This is a genomic window from Ferroplasma sp. Type II (assembly GCF_000496155.1).
On record NZ_KI542735.1, the window covers coordinates 1898 to 19187 of the forward strand.

The window sequence follows — 17290 nt, forward strand, 5'->3', positions numbered from 1 at the left end:
CTGAGGATCCCCACTACAACCCTTAGCTCGTTTTCATGCACTATATTGCCAAAGAATGATACCAACCCGCAAATGTTAAAAATTTAAATTATTTTTTGAGTTTTTCAACAAGTTCTGGTACAACAGTAAAGAGGTCTCCAACAATTCCATAATCACATTCTTCAAATATGGGGGCGCTTTTGTCCTTGTTTATGGCTATTATTGTCTTTGAACCCCTTATTCCTGCAATATGCTGTATCTGACCGGATATCCCCAAAGCTATGTAAAAATCTGGCCTTACTTTCTTTCCCGAAAGCCCGACCTGCTTGTCCTCACTAAGCCATTTATAATCAAGGCAGACAGGCCTTGAACCGGAAATTTCTGCATGAAGTGTTTCCACAAGCGGCATTACCTTTTCTATGTTTTCCTGGCTTCCCAGTCCCCTTCCAATGGAAACTATAACCTTTGCATTTCTTATGTCTGTTCCTGCGGTCTCCTTGCTTTTTACGTTTATTATTTTATAAATGCTCTTTTCCAGGCTTACATTTCTGACCTCTGATTTTTTATCTGCCTTCTCAGCATCGCAGATTCCCGGTGACACGGTAAACATTCTGAGGTTGCTTTCCTCCTCAACTACAGTTTTGCCCCCATGAAAGAATCTTTTAGTAATATTTTTATCCTTATTCTCAAAATAAAATATTTCGGGCATGCATTTCATCTTAAGCTTGAATGATAGTATGCCTGCCAGTTCCCTGCCCAGATTTGTGGAAGATATGAAAACAAGGTCATATTTATTTTTTACAATATGGTCTGCGAGGAATTTACTTAAATTGTCCACGAATCCATCCCTGTAAAAGTATACAGTATCTGCTCCATATTCTACCAGTTCTTTATCTTCCTGGGATACTGCGTCAATATCCATTTTTCCTCGGAGATATGTTATAATCTCTCTGGCATTTTTAGGTTCGTCTGAAAACACAAGCGCCTTCATTTTACCACCTTCAATATTTTTGCTATTTCATCAATACCCTTTCCATCCTCGTAAATAATTTTCTTTCTCTGGCTGTCTGGAGCCTTGTCAGATATTATTTTTGTATCATCCTCATATTTAGGATTCCCATCCACAATGTTTATGTTTTTCTTACCAGCCATCATAATCTGCATGACCTTGGGAAGCCTTGGCTCATTTATTTCCTGTGCAACTGAAACTACTGCAGGTAGATCCGTTTCTACTGTAACGTCCTCATTCTCGGATTCCACTGTAATGTCCGCAGTATTATCCTTAATTTCTATATTAATGGCATTTGTTATGACGTTTATTTCCAGCTCTGAGGCTATTAATCCTGCCATAAGTCCAGAATATGAATCAGATGACTGGTCTCCCAGAATAATAATGTCATATTTGGCTTTTCTCAGTTCTTCTGCAATGACCCCGGCGGTGACCATTGGATCTGATTTTTTATATCCTTTTATTACTGTACCTTCATCCACACCCATTGCATATGCCTCTTTCATGGTCGATGTGGATCTCTCTGTTCCGAATATTATGCCTGTAACCTTTCCGCCATACTTTTCCTTGAGCTGTACTGCGGCCTCGACTGCATTTTTACTTAAAATATCCATTTTCAGTGGAAGGTTGTCCATTATCGGCTCGTTTTCGTCATTTAGTTTAATCTGGTCCATATCCACTGTTTGCTTAACAAGGACTGCTATATCCATAATAGCCCATATTGAAACCCTATATAATTTTTTCAATGTGGGAAATAACACCTGTATTTAATTATATATTTTTTTTGAATTTCCTATATAATATGGGATATTACAGGAATTTTATCTGATTTTTGGGAGAATTTATGGCATTTTTTATATATAGAATAGTTGCAATAGAAATTTTATGACAAATTTATTATTTATCAAGATTTTCTTTAAATTCCCCAGACCGCCTTTCTATTATGGCTATGATTTCATCTATATCATCTTCTTGCAGCATGAAATTCTTGTTTATTGTTTTATTTTTATCAATGACTCCCATTGTAAAGCTTCCGAAAATATAGCCCTTGATAAATGCCACAAATTCATCTTTATTTTTAAAATTCCATAATTTATATGTTTCCTTTGAATTAAGCTCAAGTTCATCTATAAAATTTTCAAGGTCTCCTCTCTCCTGCGATTTTAATACCATGAATATAATAATAGATTATAGAATAAATATTTTATGGGAATTAATATGTGATTATCTATATTATAAATCACACTTTCCAGTTGGACATGCAGGATCAAAGGTTGCGTCCAGTTTTAACAGTTTATCAGGCATCTTCATTGTGAGGTCAATTTTTTTTTCCTCATCGCTCTTTTTCTGGTTTGTGCCAGTATATAGCACCTGCTGTGTCTTGCTCCTGTCCCGGTATACAGTTATCCCCTTGCAGTGCAATTCTTTAGCGAGGCGGTATGATTTAGCTATGTCCTCTGGCGTTGCCTCATATGGAAGGTTGATTGTTTTTGAAACTCCAGAATCACAGTATCTCTGGAACGTTGCCTGCATGAGAACATGCCAGTCTGGATCAATCTCCTGTGCTGTAATAAATAGTTTCTTAACATCTTCTGGAAGGTCCAGATTGCCGAGCTTTCCAGTTTCAGCTATTTTTTCCATTAATTCCTGGGTCCAGAGATTCCTGGATTTCAATACATCCTCCAGGAGAGGGTTTACCTCAAGCAGTTCCTGGCCGTTCAGTACATGCCTTACAAATGCAAGGGCGAATAGGGGTTCTATTGATGAGGAACATCCTGCTATTATGGATATTGTCCCTGTGGGAGCTATTGTGGTTGTAGTTGAATTCCTCATTTTTATGCCCTTTTCTTCGTATTCTGATCCGTACCATCCAGGAAATACTCCCCTCTCCTCCGCAAGTCTCTGTGATTCCCTGTGAGATTCATCGTTGAGGGTTTTCATGACGTGTTCACCAAATTCCAGGGCTTCATTACTGTTGTACGGAATTCCAAGCATTATCAGTGCATCAGCAAATCCCATTATCCCAAGGCCTATCTTTCTTGTCTTCCTTGTCATATTCTTTATTGATTCTACCGGGAACTTATTGGCGTCCACAACATTTTCAAGGAATCTTGTGGCTACTGCTATTGTATCCTTATATCTCTCATAGTTAAATGTTCCATTTTCTACAAATTTTGCAAGATTTATTGAGCCGAGATTACATGATTCGTAAGGCAATAACGGTTGTTCACCACAATTATGTACTACAACTCCGTTAGCTACAAACGAATGAGTATAGGGTTCTACCAGATCGTATACATCGCTCTTTCCGGAATATTCTATTTTGTTTATTCTGGCGGTGAAAGAGGTTTTGTACGGTCCCCGTGTGTAACTCTTTATTATTTCATTTAACCTTGCATTCTTTCTTTCAGATATAAAGCCTATTAGGTTTGTATATCTTATTAAATTCTCTCCTGGTATATTGAGTTCATGGAAATCCTGTACGGTATATACCCTCATATTTCTTCCGGAATCCGGTAACATTTTGATGCCTGCCTTTTTCCTGCTTTCATAAACAGAGCTGTATATACCGAAGTTTAATAACAGTGCCTGCACCTGCTTCAATAAATTCAGGCTTATAGATCCCAGTCTCACAGCATATCTAGATTTCCCGGCTTTTAGTACAGTCCCGTCAGCCTCAAATAGTGCCTGTAAAAAGCCTTTTTGCATTTCCATTGTGCCTGTAAAAACCTTATCTGGAACCTTCAGTTTCTCATCTATTAAATCATATGCAGCAGCAAACTCTTTAAGCCTTTCTGATGCTATTGTAATGCAGTTCCTGCTTTCAATATTCACCATCCCTACATGGTAGTCACGGTTATTGGTCGACGGTCTTATTATGTTGTTTACGTAGTTTTCAAACTGGGGGGCTAATGAATTGTCCTGATCATAGAATGATAGAACAGCACGGTCATTATTACTGCCTTTATTTATTTGGCCATCTCCAACAAGCCATCCTAAAACCCTGCCTTCCTCAATATTGCCGTGAGAACCGAAAGATCCTCCCTCGTTCAATATTCTGATTTTTTCTCCTTTTTTAAGATTTAGTGCCTCTACCCAGCCTCTCTCCTGGCTGTATATTTTATGGTCTCCTGTAACAGTTATATCAAAACCCTCACTTGTTGTTATTCTGTATACATCTTTATACCCCGTATATATAACATTTGAAGATTGCTTAAAACTGCCACCGAATCTTCCATCAATCTTTACATATAATGGTTCACCTTCCTCGTATAGCTCTTTCGCAGTTTTTATTCCTTTTGCTGTGTATATTTTTGTATCACCAGTAACACAGGGGTTTGTTGATTCGATATTTCCTATGTTCTTTACGGGGTTTTTCTTATTGATTTCGTCAAGGAATATCATTCCTGGATCACCTGTTGTCCATGCATGGTTAACTATGGAATTCCACAATGTGGAAGCCTTTACCCTGCCAGTGACTCTGCCGTCTCTTGGATTTATCAGATCTATATAGTCATCATTGTCCAGCTTTTCGAAGAATTCATCATTCACGCCAACAGATATGTTGAAATTGCTCAGGATCTTGTTTTCAGAGTCTTTGCTATTTATAAAATCCATTATATTAGGGTGGTTGTAGTTCAGTATGCCCATATTGGCACCCCTCCTCTTTCCGCCCTGCTTTATAACATCTGTGGTTACGTCGAATATCCGCATAAACGATACGGGCCCGGAAGCCACACCCTTAGTTGAAGCAACTATATCGTCACTTGCCCTCAGTCGGCTGAATGAAAAACCTGTACCTCCTCCGGATTTGTGTATTTCGGCTGTTGCCTTAAGTGCATCAAATATGGAATCTATACTGTCGTCCACAGGAAGGACGAAACAGGCACTTAACTGTCCAAGAGGGCCTCCTGCATTCATAAGTGTGGGTGAATTAGGTACATATTCCAACCTGGTCATCATATTTTCAAATCTGTCGATCCAGTAATTTACCATGGTCTTTTTTGTCTGTAGAAAATCTATAAATTCATCATAGCTCCCATCAAGGGTTTTCTCTTTTTTCAGTTCATTAAAAGCCCTCTTCAATTCTTCCTCCTGGGTTTTTGTTATGCCTGAGTAAACAGTTCCCTTCTCATTTAGTTTGCCGGTTTTCCTGTATGATATATAATCATAAAGACCCTGTATTATGCCAAGATGTACTGCCACCCTGTGAAACATCTGCCTGGGCGTTTCTATTATTTTTCCCTCAGAGTCCTTGAACAGATATCTGGCTTCAAGCACTTTTACTGCATTTACGCTCAATTTAAGGTCGTCTTTACACCTATAAACTCTTTCTCCTGCCTTATGGTGTTTCTCTTTTCCCTGTAAAGTATGTAAGCCTTTGCTACTGATATATAGGAAACACCATTTATCTTATGTGTCATGAGCACGTTTTCAACAGTATCCTGTATCAGTTCAACTGTAGGCTCAGTGTTTCCTTTTTCCAATTCTTTGGTAACAATATCCGCAAGCTTGTTTGCTTCTTCCATGGATCCTGCTTTGACTGATAACATGGCCTTGAATATTGCCATAGCTATCTTTTTCTTATCGAATGGTACGCTGGACCCGTCCCTTTTTATTACATTATTTAAAACATTAATCATCTTGCATCACGAGTGTAACATCACCAACACATAAAAGAATTTAAAACTTTTTTTTACCGGATATTTTATCATAGTAAAAATATTGTTTGACCAGTATTGGATAAATATTTGTTATCTAATTAGATAATAAAAAAATATATATTTTATTTACATATTATATATTTATTATGCCCTTTTATTAGCAATAAAATAACAATGTTTTTCAAAGGATAATTTATTCTATATAATGGATCTCGATGAGTATATATCAAAGCTGAAAAGCTCTTCCGCAACACCAGGAGGTGGGTCTGCATCTGCCATATCGTCTATGTTTGCAGCATCTCTAAATTCCATGGCATCTCTACTGTCAATAGGAAAAAAGAAACTGGCACCATATGAAGACCATTTCAAAAGAATATCAGGGGAATCTGACAGCATTATTGGGGAGTTGAAGATCCTCAGCGGTGAGGACGAAAAAGCCTTCCAGGGCATTATGGATGCTTTACATATGGAAAAAAGTGATAGTGGAAGGGTTAATGCAATAAACATGGCAATAAAAAAAAGTGTTCAGGTATCATGGAAAATCGCAGGGATTTCGCTTCATAATATGGAAAATGCGGTTTTTCTTGGTGAATACGGAAACATGAATCTGGTAACTGATGACTTATCTGCAGCTTACATGGCTTATACCGCCGTTCATACTTCTGTGAACAATATAAAAATAAATCTAAAATTCCAGAAAGAAGAGGATTACAGGGAAGAAGAATTATTAAAATTAAGATTCTTTATGGAAACTGTAGAATGCACGATGGATAGGGCAAGGAAAATAGAAAATTCTATTATTCCCTAATCAAAAATCTTTACTATGTATTTGTTATTGTATATTTATGTTGCAAGATATACAGGAAATCATGAAGATGCTTGGAATAAAGGATTATGATTCATACGGGAAATATGCTGCAAAAATTGGAATTTCAAACTGCAATCCGGAAAAAAATCATGGTAAGCTCATATTGATAACCGCAATGACGCCTACACCTGCCGGTGAGGGAAAAACCACAACGGCCATAGGTCTGGCACAGGCATTGAAGAGACTGGGAAAAAATGCCGGCATTGCAATAAGGGAACCGTCACTTGGCCCGTGCTTCGGTGTAAAAGGTGGTGCAACTGGAGGGGGGAAATCAACGGTAGAACCATCCGATAAGATAAACCTTATTTTCACAGGTGATTTTCCGGCAATTTCAGCTGCACACAATCTACTTTCTGCTATGATAAATAATCACATATATTATGGAAATGAACTTGGAATTGATGTGAAGAAAATAACCTTTCCAAGAACTGTGGATATGGATGACAGATCATTGAGATCCATAATAGTAGGAGATGGTCCAAAGAGCAATGGAATTCTTGCAAGTGATTCATTTGTCATTACTGCCGCATCGGAAATAATGGCTATAATGGCGCTTTCAAAGGGATATGAAGACCTGAAAGAAAGGCTTGGAAATATAATAATAGGGTATACAACAAATAACAGGCCTGTGTTTGCCAGGGACATAAAGGCCAACGGGGCCATGGCGGCTTTGCTTTCAGATGCACTGAAACCTAATATTGTTCAAAGCGTAGAAAATGTCCCTGCAATTATACACACCGGGCCTTTCGGAAACATAGCACACGGAACATCCAGCATTCTTGGAGACTATGCTGCGCTTAACATGTTTGATTATACAGTTACTGAAGCAGGATTCGGTTCAGATTTGGGTTTTGAAAAATTCATGGATATAGTAACCAGGGAAGCTAAAATACCTGTGGACGCTGTAGTGATAGTTGCCACAATACGGGCGATGAAGCATCATGGCGGTGCCAAAAATATAGATGAGGAAAATGTACCGGCACTCAAAACAGGAATTGAAAACTTGTTTGCACATATAAAAAATATAGAGAATTTTGGAATCGAACCTGTTGTTGCGTTGAATATACATCCTGTTGACACTGATAATGAAATTAAGGCTACATCGGAGATTCTGGATACTAAAAAAATAAAATATGCCATTTCAAATGTATATTCCCAGGGTGGGGAAGGTGGAATACAGCTTGCTGAAAAGGTGCTTGGATCTATCCGTGAAAATAAGATCACTTACGCCTATGACATAAATGATCCGATAAGGGTAAAAATTGAAAAAATTGCCAGGAAGGTATATGGTGCCCGGGACATTGAATTTTCAAAGGAAGCACTTATGGATATTAAACGTGCAGAGAATAACGGCTTCGGAAAATTCTATGTGTGCATGGCAAAAACACAATCGTCTATTTCAGATAATCCTTCGCTTTTAAACGTACCTGAAAATTTCAAGGTAAAGGTAAATTCCATTGTTATCAATGGAGGATCGGAGTTCATAATACCCATACTGGGAAACATAATGACAATGCCAGGATTGCCCAGGCATCCAGCAGCGGAGAAAATAGATATTGACAGTAACGGAAATATAACGGGGCTTTCATGAATATTCAAATTGGGCGTTATTGAAAATTTATTTGAGTGTCCCCAATTCTTCTGGTGAGAAAGCTGGTAATAAGTGTATATTATGTTTCCATAGGGGCTACCAGCATCGCTGTTTCCAGTTATAACATTGCCGTTATATCCGTGTTTTTCAGGCTGGTAAGAAAATCGTTTGATCTGTAAACTTGACTGTGTAATACGGCAAAGTATAAGTTGTGTACCCACACAATAGAAACGTTAAAATATGGTGTAGGAAATGCATGTTTTGGTGGCTGGTAATATGAAAGCGAATGATGAAAATTTAGAATTCAAAAAATTTGCTAAAATTCGTAAAGCCAGAAAGTGGACGATTTTCGGTTACACATCATTATCTATAGGATTATTATATAGTTCAATTATTTTCTTTATCAACAAAAAGTATATTTTAGGATACATATTTTCAATACTGTTTGGATTGATGTTAATTGCCATTGTATATAATATAGTTTATTTTAATAAAATTTTAAGGAATAAAAATTTGCAGTAAATAATTATGCATAGCAATGTAATGGAAAAATTAATAAATAGTATAAAATTAGTATCATTTAATTATATGTATTTCAGTAATAAGACATTAGATAGGTTTGGCATAGAATATTCATATATTGCATCGGCAATGAACAGTATGTTGAAATCAACGAATAATGGTATTATGAATATTGGCATTGATAAAACGATAGAGATAGCAATATACTGGACTTGGGCATGTGTATTTAGTATAATAGAGTTTATAGGAGCGTGGAGTGCTGTATTCGGTGGAGCCTTATATGTCCCGGCTACATTAGGTCTGGTAGCTGCCCTGTGGCTTCTGGCAATTGGTTTAGCCATTGGGAGTACTGCTGCTATGGCAACAACTTGTAACAGTTCTGGGTGGTAAAATGGATGAACTAACAAAGTGGAAAAGATTTTCAATTCCTATGTCTATTGCAGGAATCATTGGCGCTATGGAAATTGTAATATCGCATAATTATTTTGGTATATTGGGTGTAATTGCATTTGCTGGATATTTGTTATATTATAATACGGGAAAAAATAAAATAAAATTAAATATGAATAAAATTAACAAGTCCACATATTTATATATAGAAAATATACAATTTAAATTTTTATTTTTGCCTGCAATTTCATATATCTTTATTGTTACTGTAATTGCTTTAATGTTGAAAAATTATGATATTACGATTATGTTATATGCCGTGGGAATAATAGTTTTTTCACTAATATATTTATTATATATTAAGAAAATAAAAAATATAATACCGTAGTTTTTCATCCAATTAACAATTGAATTTTTCCATATGAGGCGGTTTCCACTATTTATGTTGTAACCTGATTGATAAATTAATTTTTCAAGATCAAAATTTACCTCATCTTGCCTAATTATGTATTATGTATTATGTATTATGTCCTTTTATCGTTTAATTTCACCTTCTGTTTAACCCTATCTATGTTATAATATCTATATAAGAACTAGAAAGAATGGTAAAGAGAGATGATTTATATATAACACAACATTTCTAACGTCCTTGTAGGAAATCATGATCTCATTGCCTTTAAGGCCTTATTATAAATGTAATATCCAGATGTCACAATTTCGCAACAAGCATGGCAAATGCGGGATGGCACTCCTTTGAATATTTCCATTGAACAATGACTTTTACTTATAAATAATGATATTGATGTTTTTGGGATGCTAATATTTTCTTATTTCCAGGAAAAGCCTATTTCGTCCACCAAAGTTGTCAATAAATACCCTATAATCCTCTAGTCCTGAGAGCTCCATTAATTTTTTCATACTGCCTCTCGTATGATTATAACTTGGCATTGCATCATATCCGTCGATCATGTTTGCCGCTATAAGTTTACCTGATCTATGATTTCTCACTTCAATGAGACACATTCCATCTTTTTTGAGTACTCTATAGATTTCCAATATTGCACTAACCTGTTCATCTTCCAGCACAAGCTCGCTGAAAGCATTCCACATGCAGATAACGGCATCAAATGAGTTACTATCATAAGGCAAGTTTATCATGTCCCCGACTCTGAATTCAATATTGAGATTCTTTTTCTTTGCCTCTTCCTTTGCTTTTTCAATAAATATTGGAGTTATGTCTATTCCTTCCATCTTGTATCCTATCTCGGCCAGAGGAATAGTAAGTCTGCCATATCCACATGCCAGATCCAGGATCTTCCAATCTTTTCTCAGTAATCGCACAATATAAGACAACTCTTCCTTCGAGCGCTCATTATTCTTTTTATGAGATAGCCAGTCAACTCCTCGCTCTGAATAGAATTCTTTGGAAGTTTTTTGCATTATAATTCTAAAGCATTGATCTATTTAAAATCTCTCTATATTCTAACCGGCTTCTTGTTCTTTATCAACTAAACAGGTCATTGTTCTGATTGAATAGTGTTTCAGGATCTCCGATTTATCTCTTGCATTGATTATAGATAATTTAATGTTCGTAAATATTAGATTTAAGATGTCTATTCATACGCCAGTAATGTAATGGGATAAATTCAAGAACACTTGAAATAATTATTGGAACCCCTAGATACAATACGTATTCCAAAAACGAGTGCCTCCAAAAATTATCTATTACAAGTAAAAGAAATGGATAATAAAAAGCAGGTGAAATGTTAAGGTATGTCCACAAACCGAAAGTTCCCCTTTGTATTTTTCCCCTAATTGTGCTCCGGTAATACTGTAAATAAGATCCCCCATCAACAATAAAATATGAAACAAAAAACGTAGGTAAAATTCCTGCTATATAATTGTACATAAAAGAAACGTTTTGACTGAGCTGAGAAGTATCAATTGGTATCCCGTTATGGATAATAATAATATGCTTATAGCTACAAATACAATTGTATATAGTTTTAATTTTTTTATTTTTTTCCTATTCATTGATACTTGTAATTCCATATTAATCACCATGGTGGATTTAATGTTGGTAAATATTAGATTTAAGACGTCTATTTATACGCCAGTAATGTATTGGGATAAATTCAAGAACACTTGACATGATTATTGGAACTCCAATATTCAATATATATACCAATAACGAGGGTTGCCCAATTGTATGTAAAATTACAAGTAGATAATAAAAACCAATTAAATTAATAAAAACAGGTAAAAAGTTAAAGAATATCCACATACTGAAAGTTCCCCTTTGTATTTTTCCCCTAATTGTATTTAGATAATACTGCAAATAAAAAACTCCCTCAATCATGAAATATATGGCAAAATACGTAGGTAAAGTTCCTGCCATATAATTGTACATAAAAGATACTCTTATTCCTGAGCTGAGAAATATCAATTGGTATCCCGTTATGGATAACAATAATATGCTTATAGCTACAAATACAATTGTATATAGTTTTAATTTTTTTATTTTTTTCCTATTCATTGATACTTGTAATTCCATATTAATCACCATGGTGGATTTAATGTTGGTAAATATTAGATTTAAGACGTCTATTTATACGCCAGTAATGTATTGGGATAAATTCAAGAACACTTGACATGATTATTGGAACTCCAATATTCAATATATATACCAATAACGAGGGTTGCCCAAAATTATCCATTACAAAGGAAAGAAATGGATAATAAAAAGCAGGTGAAATGTTAAGGTATGTCCACAAACCGAAAGTTCCCCTTTGTATTTTTCCCCTAATTGTGCTCCGGTAATACTGCAAATAAGGAACCCCATCAACAATAAAATATGAAGCAAAAAACGTAGGTAAAGTTCCTGCCATATAATTGTACATAAAAGATACTCTTATTCCTGAACTGAGAAAAATCAACTGATATATCGCTATAGAAAGGGATAATATGCTTATAACTACAAATACGATTGTATATAGTTTTAATTTTTTTAATTTTTTTAATTTTTTTCTATTTATTGATTCTTGTAATTCCATATTAATCACCATGGTGGATTTAAGCTCGGCCATACTGAAGCGTGCGGTACCACACTTTCAGACCATTCCATTGTGTTAGAGACGGGAATTGAGGTTAAGAATGGCCAATATCCGTATCCCCCAGAATAAGTTTTCTCCCCAGTTATACTAAACGCTTGGTTAGAATAGGCACCCAATTCTCCATAAGCTCCGGTATCCCATGGATCCCACCACTTTCCCTCGCTGAAACCCATTTCCACATATGGAATGAAATTTCCATTGGTTGTAGGATGGTCATTTACAAATGCCGCCCATGCTATAACAACAACCCCTGAAAGTATGCCTACAATTGAAGCTATAAAGGCAGTGCTAGCGTATACAGCTGCAGAAAGTCCTTCAGCAGTTAACAAGATCGCTGCTACCATGTATTTAAAACCACCTTTTCCGATACTTCCATGAAATGTAATTGAAGAACATGATACCCAAGCCTGCCCCCAACTAAATGATTTGTGGTACGTAGGATCGTTTATGGTAAAAGAATAACTTCTTCCTGATGATGTTGTCATTCTATAAGCTGAGGTTTGGTTTCGGTTTTTTATACCGCCCAGATGAGTCTCCATAATAATATCCATAGAATTTTTTCCAATTACTATATTGTCATGAATATTGTTTCCTGTTAATGTAATATTTTGAAATTGCTCCTTGGCCGGAATTTTACCTTGCTCATAAATGTTAGTATAAAGGATGTTGTTATGAATTGAGTAGCTTATAGATGTGTTACCCTGTCTGTGGTTGAAATTGGAAACTGAGTTAACATTAGTTGATATGGGTTTAGCCTCTGGAGACATGTGAATTTGTTTGGCATTAATTCTATCACTCGATACATAATTTGCCGCCGGGACAAAAGCAACCATTACAAATATTGCTGCCATCAACACACCTATTATTACCTTCTTTCTATTCATAATGATATAAATGCATGAATATATATATATATATATATATATTTCGGTAACAATATTAACAAATAATTTAGCAATAAATAATATAGTATGTTTTCAAATATTATTGTGTGGGTGCACTAATCTTTAATCATGCTTTCCATTGCGATATCACAATAATTACAATTTTACCGCATTCTTTCTCTTCGGCATGAATAGATTATGTTGTCTATATTACTGCCCCAAACCTCCATATCTGAATTACTTTTCCTGGCTGCATTCAGGAACAGAAATAGTGCAGGGAATATTTCCGTGGAAGCATACAGACTTTCTAGATAGGGACAAAGTAAACATCATTCACAGTGAAATCCTGAAATTTCTTGAATATAGCAACTATCTCCATCCCTATTCTTATTTTACTATTATCCTTTGTATAGAGCCGGGACATAAACAGTGAATCTATACCGAAAAATTCCACAAGTACCAGGGTAAATGGCACATCATCCCGGAAGCTTTCCCCTGAATAGTAGCATGTTGTATAGGAATGAACTTTTCCTGTTAGTGGAAGTTCAATGTCCTCGGTCTCTGCACCACAGTACATGCAATATTTCCTGTATGTTCCATATTTGTACCCACATTCCGGGCACCCTGAACCCAGAAGCCTGTTTTCACCCAGTGCAGCAAAAAACGGTGAATCCTGGGCATAGCTGTGCCTGTATTCTGTACTGTAATTCCATTCAACTATCACCGGATCAATTTTCAGTAATTTTCCCCTTGCCATTTAAACCCCCTCCATTATGGTTACTGCCTCATAGGCTCCGGTTCCAGCATGGCTGTGTATCAGTCCCCTGGATGGATTTTTGACCTGAAGCTTTCCATTGCCCATATGTTTTTGTATGGATCCCTGAAGCTGCCAGAAAGCATACACTGCCTGCATTATTCCCGTTGCCCCTATGGCATGCCCAGATGCCTGAAGACCTCCTTCCATATTCACCGGTATGTCACCACCCAGCATGGATCTCCCATCTTCTATGAATTTGCCTCCCTGGCCATATGGACAGAATCCCATATCCTCATATGCCTGTATTTCTGCCGATGTATAGGCATCGTAAAGTTCAGCGAAATCTATTTCCTTTTCAGGATTTTTGATGCCAGCACGTTCATATGCCATTTTGGCCGCCAGCCTTCCTGCCCTAAAGGAGTGAACTCCAGGGTATTTAAGGCCCTTATACATCTGGCTGTTCTCATTAGGCAGAAGCGGAACATCCCCGAAAGGCCTGTCAGCAAGCCTCATGGTATCGCTTGAAGAACCGATTGATCTTATAAGGACGGGTTTGGATGAAAATGATTTTACAGCATCCTCTGAAGCAAGTATTGCACAGGCTGCACCATCAGACATAAGGCATATATCAAGCATTTTCAGAGGTGTGGAGACAACAGGAGAGTTTAATACATCCTCTACCGTTATATCCATGGGTGCCTGGGCATATGGATTGTGCATTGCATTTCTATGGTTCTTCACGGATATCCTCGCCATTTGTTCCTCCGTTGTTCCAAATTCATGCATATGCCTTGTTGCCATTAGTGCATAATATGCAGTATAAAAACCACCCAGTGGATAATCAAAATTTGCGTCGCTTCCCAATGCAATGATATCGTTTCCCCTCCAAGTTCCAACGTGTGACATGTTTTCGAATCCATATACCAGGCAGGTATCCATATTACCTGATGCAATTTCCTCATAGGCAGTCTGAAACGCCAGCCCACCTGTGGCACCTCCTCCCTCAATCCTCTTGGATGGCTTTCCTGCAAGTCCTATAAAGTCGTTGGACATGGCACCGGCTATGAGCTGCCCCTGGAGATGATCGGAAAAGTATGCAGACACAGAACCATCTATATCCCTGATACCAATACTTGCATCCTTTAATGCATAGTCCAGTGATTTTTTGACATTGAGCCTGAAATCTTCATTGAAATTTGATTTTCTGAACTTTGTCATGCCACCGGATACCATGTAAACTTTTCTGGGTTCAAAGGCCATTTCTTCCACCTCTCACATATTTTTTTATCAATGCCTCACTTATTACCTTTTTTCTTATTTCATTGGTTCCTGCACCGATTGTAAGGAGTATTGAATCCCTGAAAACCCTCTCTATCTCAAAATCCTTTATGTATCCATAACCCCCGAAAATCTGCAAAGCCTCCCTTGCGATATATTCTGAAGATTCTGATGCATAAAGTATTGCTGAAGCTGCATCCAGGGAATTCATCCGGTCTTCCTGCACTCTTTTCAGGGCCTCCATGGCAAAAAGCCGGGAGGATTCGAATTTTGTATACATATAGGCAAGCTTTTCCTGAATCAATTCAAAATCACTTATAGGTCTGCCGAATTGTTTTCTCTCGGATGCGTACCCTATTGCCAGGTCAAGTGCCCGCCTTGCAATTCCGATGGAATTAAATGCCAGAACTGCTCTCTCCAGATTCAGACCGCTGAGCAATACTCTCCTTCCCTCATTGATTTTGCCTACTATCCGTTCCTTCGGCAATATTATGCCATTGAAGAATATTGTCCCCGTTGGTGATCCTCTCATGCCGGTCTTATCGAATTCCTGTCCCCTTGACAGTCCACTGTCCGTGCCTTCAACCACAAATGGGGTTATGTTTTCCCCAGTTCTTGCATATACAAGAAAAACGTCCGCATATGGGGCGTTTGTAATGAATGTTTTGCTGCCATTCAGTATAAAACTTCCATTGTCCTCCACTGCAGATGTTTTCATTGATAGGGCATCGGATCCGGAAGATGGCTCCGTCATTCCCAGAGAACCCATATAGTCACCGGAGCATAGTTTTTCCAGATACTTCTCCCGCAAATATTCTGAACCGTTCCTGTAAAGATTGTCCAAGCACAGATTGCTGTGTGCCCCATATGAGAGACCCAGTGAACCGGATGCATAGCTTATTTCCTCTTCTATGATGGCCTGTGACACATAATCAGAACCGGAGCCTCCATATTGTTCCGGTATGGTTACTCCAAGGTATCCTTCCCTTCCCATCTTCCTGAAGAGTTCTCTGGGAAAATAATTTTCTCTGTCCATTTTAGTTGCAACAGGCATTATTTCCTTTTCTGCAAACTGCCTTGCGCTTTGTTGAATCATACTGTATTCGTCCTTCACATCTACACCTAAAAAAAGATGGTTCCAAAATATATAAACATGCAGTGAGGGAACAAATGAACTTGCATTGTGCAGTGCAAAGCATATATATGGATAGAGGCAATTCAAAGCTATGTTGGGTTACGATAGGATAGTTGAAGCAGGAAATGAAATAAAGGGAAAGATACACAGAACTCCATTATTCCATTCCACAACGTTCAGCAATATGTTTTCATGCGACCTTTACTTTAAGATGGAAAATTTCCAGAAAACAGGTTCATTTAAGTCAAGGGGTGCACTGGCAAAATTTTCGAGGCTTACAGATGAACAGAAAAAACATGGTGTGATAACAGCCAGTGCAGGCAACCATGCCCAGGGTGTTGCTTTTGCAGCATCATATTACGATGTGGATGCAAAGATAGTCATGCCCGAGACAACCCCTCCGGCAAAGGTCAATGCTGTCCAGTCCTATGGTGGAACCGTTATACTCAGGGGTACGAGCTACGATGAAGCCCATGAATATGCGATCCAGATTTCAGTGGAAGAACATAGGGAATTTATTGAAGCATACAATGATGAGGATATTATTGCCGGCCAGGGAACCATTGGTCTTGAAATCAGGGAAGATATAGATCCGGATATTGTTATAGTCCCCATAGGAGGTGGTGGGCTTATTTCTGGCATATCAAGTGCGCTTAAATTATCAGGCAAAGGTCTAAAGGTAATAGGTGTGGAATCTGAAAAGGCAAATTCCATGGAGCTTTCCATAAAAGAGAACAGGATAGTTCCCTACACAAGCAATGATACCATTGCAGATGGAATAGCCGTAAAATATCCTGGAAACATAACATTTGAACTGGTAAAAAAATATGTGGACGATATTGTAACCGTTTCAGATGAAAACATTGCATATGCGCTTTTCAAACTGCTTGAACGTGAAAAGGTGCTAGTAGAGCCTTCAGGGGCAGCTGGACTTGCAACACTGTTTGAAAATAAAATAGATGTTAAGGGCAAAAAGGTTGTTATTATACTTTCAGGTGGAAATGTAAATTTTCTGTTGCTGTCCAATATAATATACAGGGCACTGGAAATGGAGGATAAGTTGCTGCGGCTTGAGTTTAATCTGCCCGATCATCCAGGAC

Annotated in this window: 19 protein-coding genes; 7 read left to right on the forward strand and 12 right to left on the reverse strand. The window is 37.4% G+C overall.

The annotated features are described in order from the left end of the window. Nucleotides 1–88: 88 nt before the first annotated feature. From AMDU4_RS08490 to AMDU4_RS08510, 5 genes are all read right to left on the reverse strand, one after another. Nucleotides 89–970 carry an electron transfer flavoprotein subunit alpha/FixB family protein gene (locus tag AMDU4_RS08490; protein WP_021787570.1) on the reverse strand — a complete coding sequence of 294 codons (882 nt, stop codon included), beginning with the start codon at nt 968–970 and terminating at the stop codon, nt 89–91. Then, a complete protein-coding gene (locus tag AMDU4_RS08495; RefSeq protein WP_290704724.1) occupies nt 967–1698 on the reverse strand; it encodes an electron transfer flavoprotein subunit beta/FixA family protein in 732 nt (243 codons plus the stop codon). Before AMDU4_RS08495 ends, AMDU4_RS08490 begins: the two co-directional genes overlap by 4 nt. A 187-nt stretch (nt 1699–1885) precedes the next feature. Beyond that, nucleotides 1886–2161 carry a hypothetical protein gene (locus AMDU4_RS08500; RefSeq protein WP_021787572.1) on the reverse strand — a complete coding sequence of 92 codons (276 nt, stop codon included), beginning with the start codon at nt 2159–2161 and terminating at the stop codon, nt 1886–1888. A 60-nt stretch (nt 2162–2221) separates the two neighbouring features. Further along, on the reverse strand, nt 2222–5290 hold the full coding sequence (locus tag AMDU4_RS08505; protein WP_021787573.1) for an intein-containing adenosylcobalamin-dependent ribonucleoside-diphosphate reductase: 3069 nt from the start codon (nt 5288–5290) through the stop codon (nt 2222–2224). Continuing rightward, the gene (locus AMDU4_RS08510) at nt 5287–5631 is read right to left on the reverse strand and encodes an ATP cone domain-containing protein (protein ID WP_021787574.1); all 345 of its coding nucleotides are present in this window, start codon (nt 5629–5631) and stop codon (nt 5287–5289) included. Before AMDU4_RS08510 ends, AMDU4_RS08505 begins: the two co-directional genes overlap by 4 nt. 226 nt (nt 5632–5857) lie before the next feature. Between AMDU4_RS08510 and AMDU4_RS08515 the strand changes: the two genes are divergently transcribed. From AMDU4_RS08515 to AMDU4_RS08540, 6 genes are all read left to right on the forward strand, one after another. Further along, nucleotides 5858–6460: a cyclodeaminase/cyclohydrolase family protein gene (locus AMDU4_RS08515; RefSeq protein WP_021787575.1), complete on the forward strand. Its 603-nt coding sequence runs from the start codon at nt 5858–5860 to the stop codon at nt 6458–6460. Nucleotides 6461–6500: 40 nt separating this feature from the next. Beyond that, nucleotides 6501–8111, forward strand: coding sequence for a formate--tetrahydrofolate ligase (locus tag AMDU4_RS08520; protein WP_290704734.1), 1611 nt, complete (start codon nt 6501–6503; stop codon nt 8109–8111). A gap of 53 nt (nt 8112–8164) precedes the next feature. Further along, complete coding sequence (locus AMDU4_RS08525) at nt 8165–8290, forward strand: hypothetical protein (RefSeq protein ID WP_290704727.1); 126 nt, start codon at nt 8165–8167, stop codon at nt 8288–8290. 97 nt (nt 8291–8387) lie between these two features. Next, nucleotides 8388–8633, forward strand: coding sequence for a hypothetical protein (locus tag AMDU4_RS08530; RefSeq protein WP_290704730.1), 246 nt, complete (start codon nt 8388–8390; stop codon nt 8631–8633). Nucleotides 8634–8639: 6 nt separating this feature from the next. Next, the gene (locus tag AMDU4_RS08535; protein ID WP_021787578.1) at nt 8640–9023 is read left to right on the forward strand and encodes a hypothetical protein; all 384 of its coding nucleotides are present in this window, start codon (nt 8640–8642) and stop codon (nt 9021–9023) included. A 1-nt stretch (nt 9024) separates the two neighbouring features. Next, on the forward strand, nt 9025–9411 hold the full coding sequence (locus AMDU4_RS08540; protein WP_021787579.1) for a hypothetical protein: 387 nt from the start codon (nt 9025–9027) through the stop codon (nt 9409–9411). 428 nt (nt 9412–9839) lie between these two features. Here the strand turns inward: AMDU4_RS08540 and AMDU4_RS08545 are convergent, their stop codons facing one another. The 7 genes from AMDU4_RS08545 to AMDU4_RS08575 all read right to left on the reverse strand — a co-directional run bounded on the left by AMDU4_RS08545 (nt 9840) and on the right by AMDU4_RS08575 (nt 16151). Continuing rightward, complete coding sequence (locus AMDU4_RS08545) at nt 9840–10463, reverse strand: class I SAM-dependent methyltransferase (RefSeq protein WP_021787580.1); 624 nt, start codon at nt 10461–10463, stop codon at nt 9840–9842. Nucleotides 10464–11094: 631 nt separating this feature from the next. Continuing rightward, the gene (locus tag AMDU4_RS08550; RefSeq protein WP_021787583.1) at nt 11095–11577 is read right to left on the reverse strand and encodes a hypothetical protein; all 483 of its coding nucleotides are present in this window, start codon (nt 11575–11577) and stop codon (nt 11095–11097) included. 19 nt (nt 11578–11596) lie between these two features. Beyond that, nucleotides 11597–12076, reverse strand: a complete 480-nt coding sequence (locus tag AMDU4_RS08555; RefSeq protein ID WP_021787584.1) for a hypothetical protein — start codon at nt 12074–12076, stop codon at nt 11597–11599. Nucleotides 12077–12081: 5 nt separating this feature from the next. Further along, entirely contained in the window at nt 12082–13020 is a 939-nt protein-coding gene (locus AMDU4_RS08560) for a hypothetical protein (protein ID WP_021787585.1), read from the reverse strand. 307 nt (nt 13021–13327) lie between these two features. Beyond that, nucleotides 13328–13777, reverse strand: a complete 450-nt coding sequence (locus tag AMDU4_RS08565; protein WP_021787586.1) for a Zn-ribbon domain-containing OB-fold protein — start codon at nt 13775–13777, stop codon at nt 13328–13330. Next, complete coding sequence (locus tag AMDU4_RS08570) at nt 13778–15037, reverse strand: thiolase domain-containing protein (RefSeq protein ID WP_021787587.1); 1260 nt, start codon at nt 15035–15037, stop codon at nt 13778–13780. It abuts the gene before it with no gap. Continuing rightward, nucleotides 15027–16151: an acyl-CoA dehydrogenase family protein gene (locus tag AMDU4_RS08575; protein ID WP_290704731.1), complete on the reverse strand. Its 1125-nt coding sequence runs from the start codon at nt 16149–16151 to the stop codon at nt 15027–15029. The genes AMDU4_RS08570 and AMDU4_RS08575 overlap by 11 nt, the downstream gene beginning before the upstream one ends. Before the next feature lie 130 nt (nt 16152–16281). On the opposite strand from AMDU4_RS08575, the gene ilvA reads away from it, so the two are divergent. Beyond that, on the forward strand, nt 16282–17290 hold a 1009-nt coding region (ilvA, locus tag AMDU4_RS08580), incomplete at its 3' end, for a threonine ammonia-lyase (RefSeq protein ID WP_021787589.1).

Bases quoted from the DNA above. Each gene is read 5' to 3' on its own strand.
- AMDU4_RS08535 (WP_021787578.1), top strand. From the start codon at position 8,640: ATGCATAGCAATGTAATGGAAAAATTAATAAATAGTATAAAATTAGTA.
- AMDU4_RS08495 (WP_290704724.1), bottom strand. From the start codon at position 1,698: ATGGATATAGCAGTCCTTGTTAAGCAAACAGTGGATATGGACCAGATT.
- AMDU4_RS08500 (WP_021787572.1), bottom strand. From the start codon at position 2,161: ATGGTATTAAAATCGCAGGAGAGAGGAGACCTTGAAAATTTTATAGAT.
- AMDU4_RS08540 (WP_021787579.1), top strand. From the start codon at position 9,025: ATGGATGAACTAACAAAGTGGAAAAGATTTTCAATTCCTATGTCTATT.
- AMDU4_RS08490 (WP_021787570.1), bottom strand. From the start codon at position 970: ATGAAGGCGCTTGTGTTTTCAGACGAACCTAAAAATGCCAGAGAGATT.
- AMDU4_RS08555 (WP_021787584.1), bottom strand. From the start codon at position 12,076: ATGGAATTACAAGAATCAATAAATAGAAAAAAATTAAAAAAATTAAAA.
- AMDU4_RS08560 (WP_021787585.1), bottom strand. From the start codon at position 13,020: ATGAATAGAAAGAAGGTAATAATAGGTGTGTTGATGGCAGCAATATTT.
- AMDU4_RS08510 (WP_021787574.1), bottom strand. From the start codon at position 5,631: ATGATTAATGTTTTAAATAATGTAATAAAAAGGGACGGGTCCAGCGTA.
- AMDU4_RS08570 (WP_021787587.1), bottom strand. From the start codon at position 15,037: ATGGCCTTTGAACCCAGAAAAGTTTACATGGTATCCGGTGGCATGACA.
- AMDU4_RS08530 (WP_290704730.1), top strand. From the start codon at position 8,388: ATGAAAGCGAATGATGAAAATTTAGAATTCAAAAAATTTGCTAAAATT.
- AMDU4_RS08575 (WP_290704731.1), bottom strand. From the start codon at position 16,151: ATGATTCAACAAAGCGCAAGGCAGTTTGCAGAAAAGGAAATAATGCCT.
- AMDU4_RS08515 (WP_021787575.1), top strand. From the start codon at position 5,858: ATGGATCTCGATGAGTATATATCAAAGCTGAAAAGCTCTTCCGCAACA.
- AMDU4_RS08550 (WP_021787583.1), bottom strand. From the start codon at position 11,577: ATGGAATTACAAGTATCAATGAATAGGAAAAAAATAAAAAAATTAAAA.
- AMDU4_RS08565 (WP_021787586.1), bottom strand. From the start codon at position 13,777: ATGGCAAGGGGAAAATTACTGAAAATTGATCCGGTGATAGTTGAATGG.
- AMDU4_RS08545 (WP_021787580.1), bottom strand. From the start codon at position 10,463: ATGCAAAAAACTTCCAAAGAATTCTATTCAGAGCGAGGAGTTGACTGG.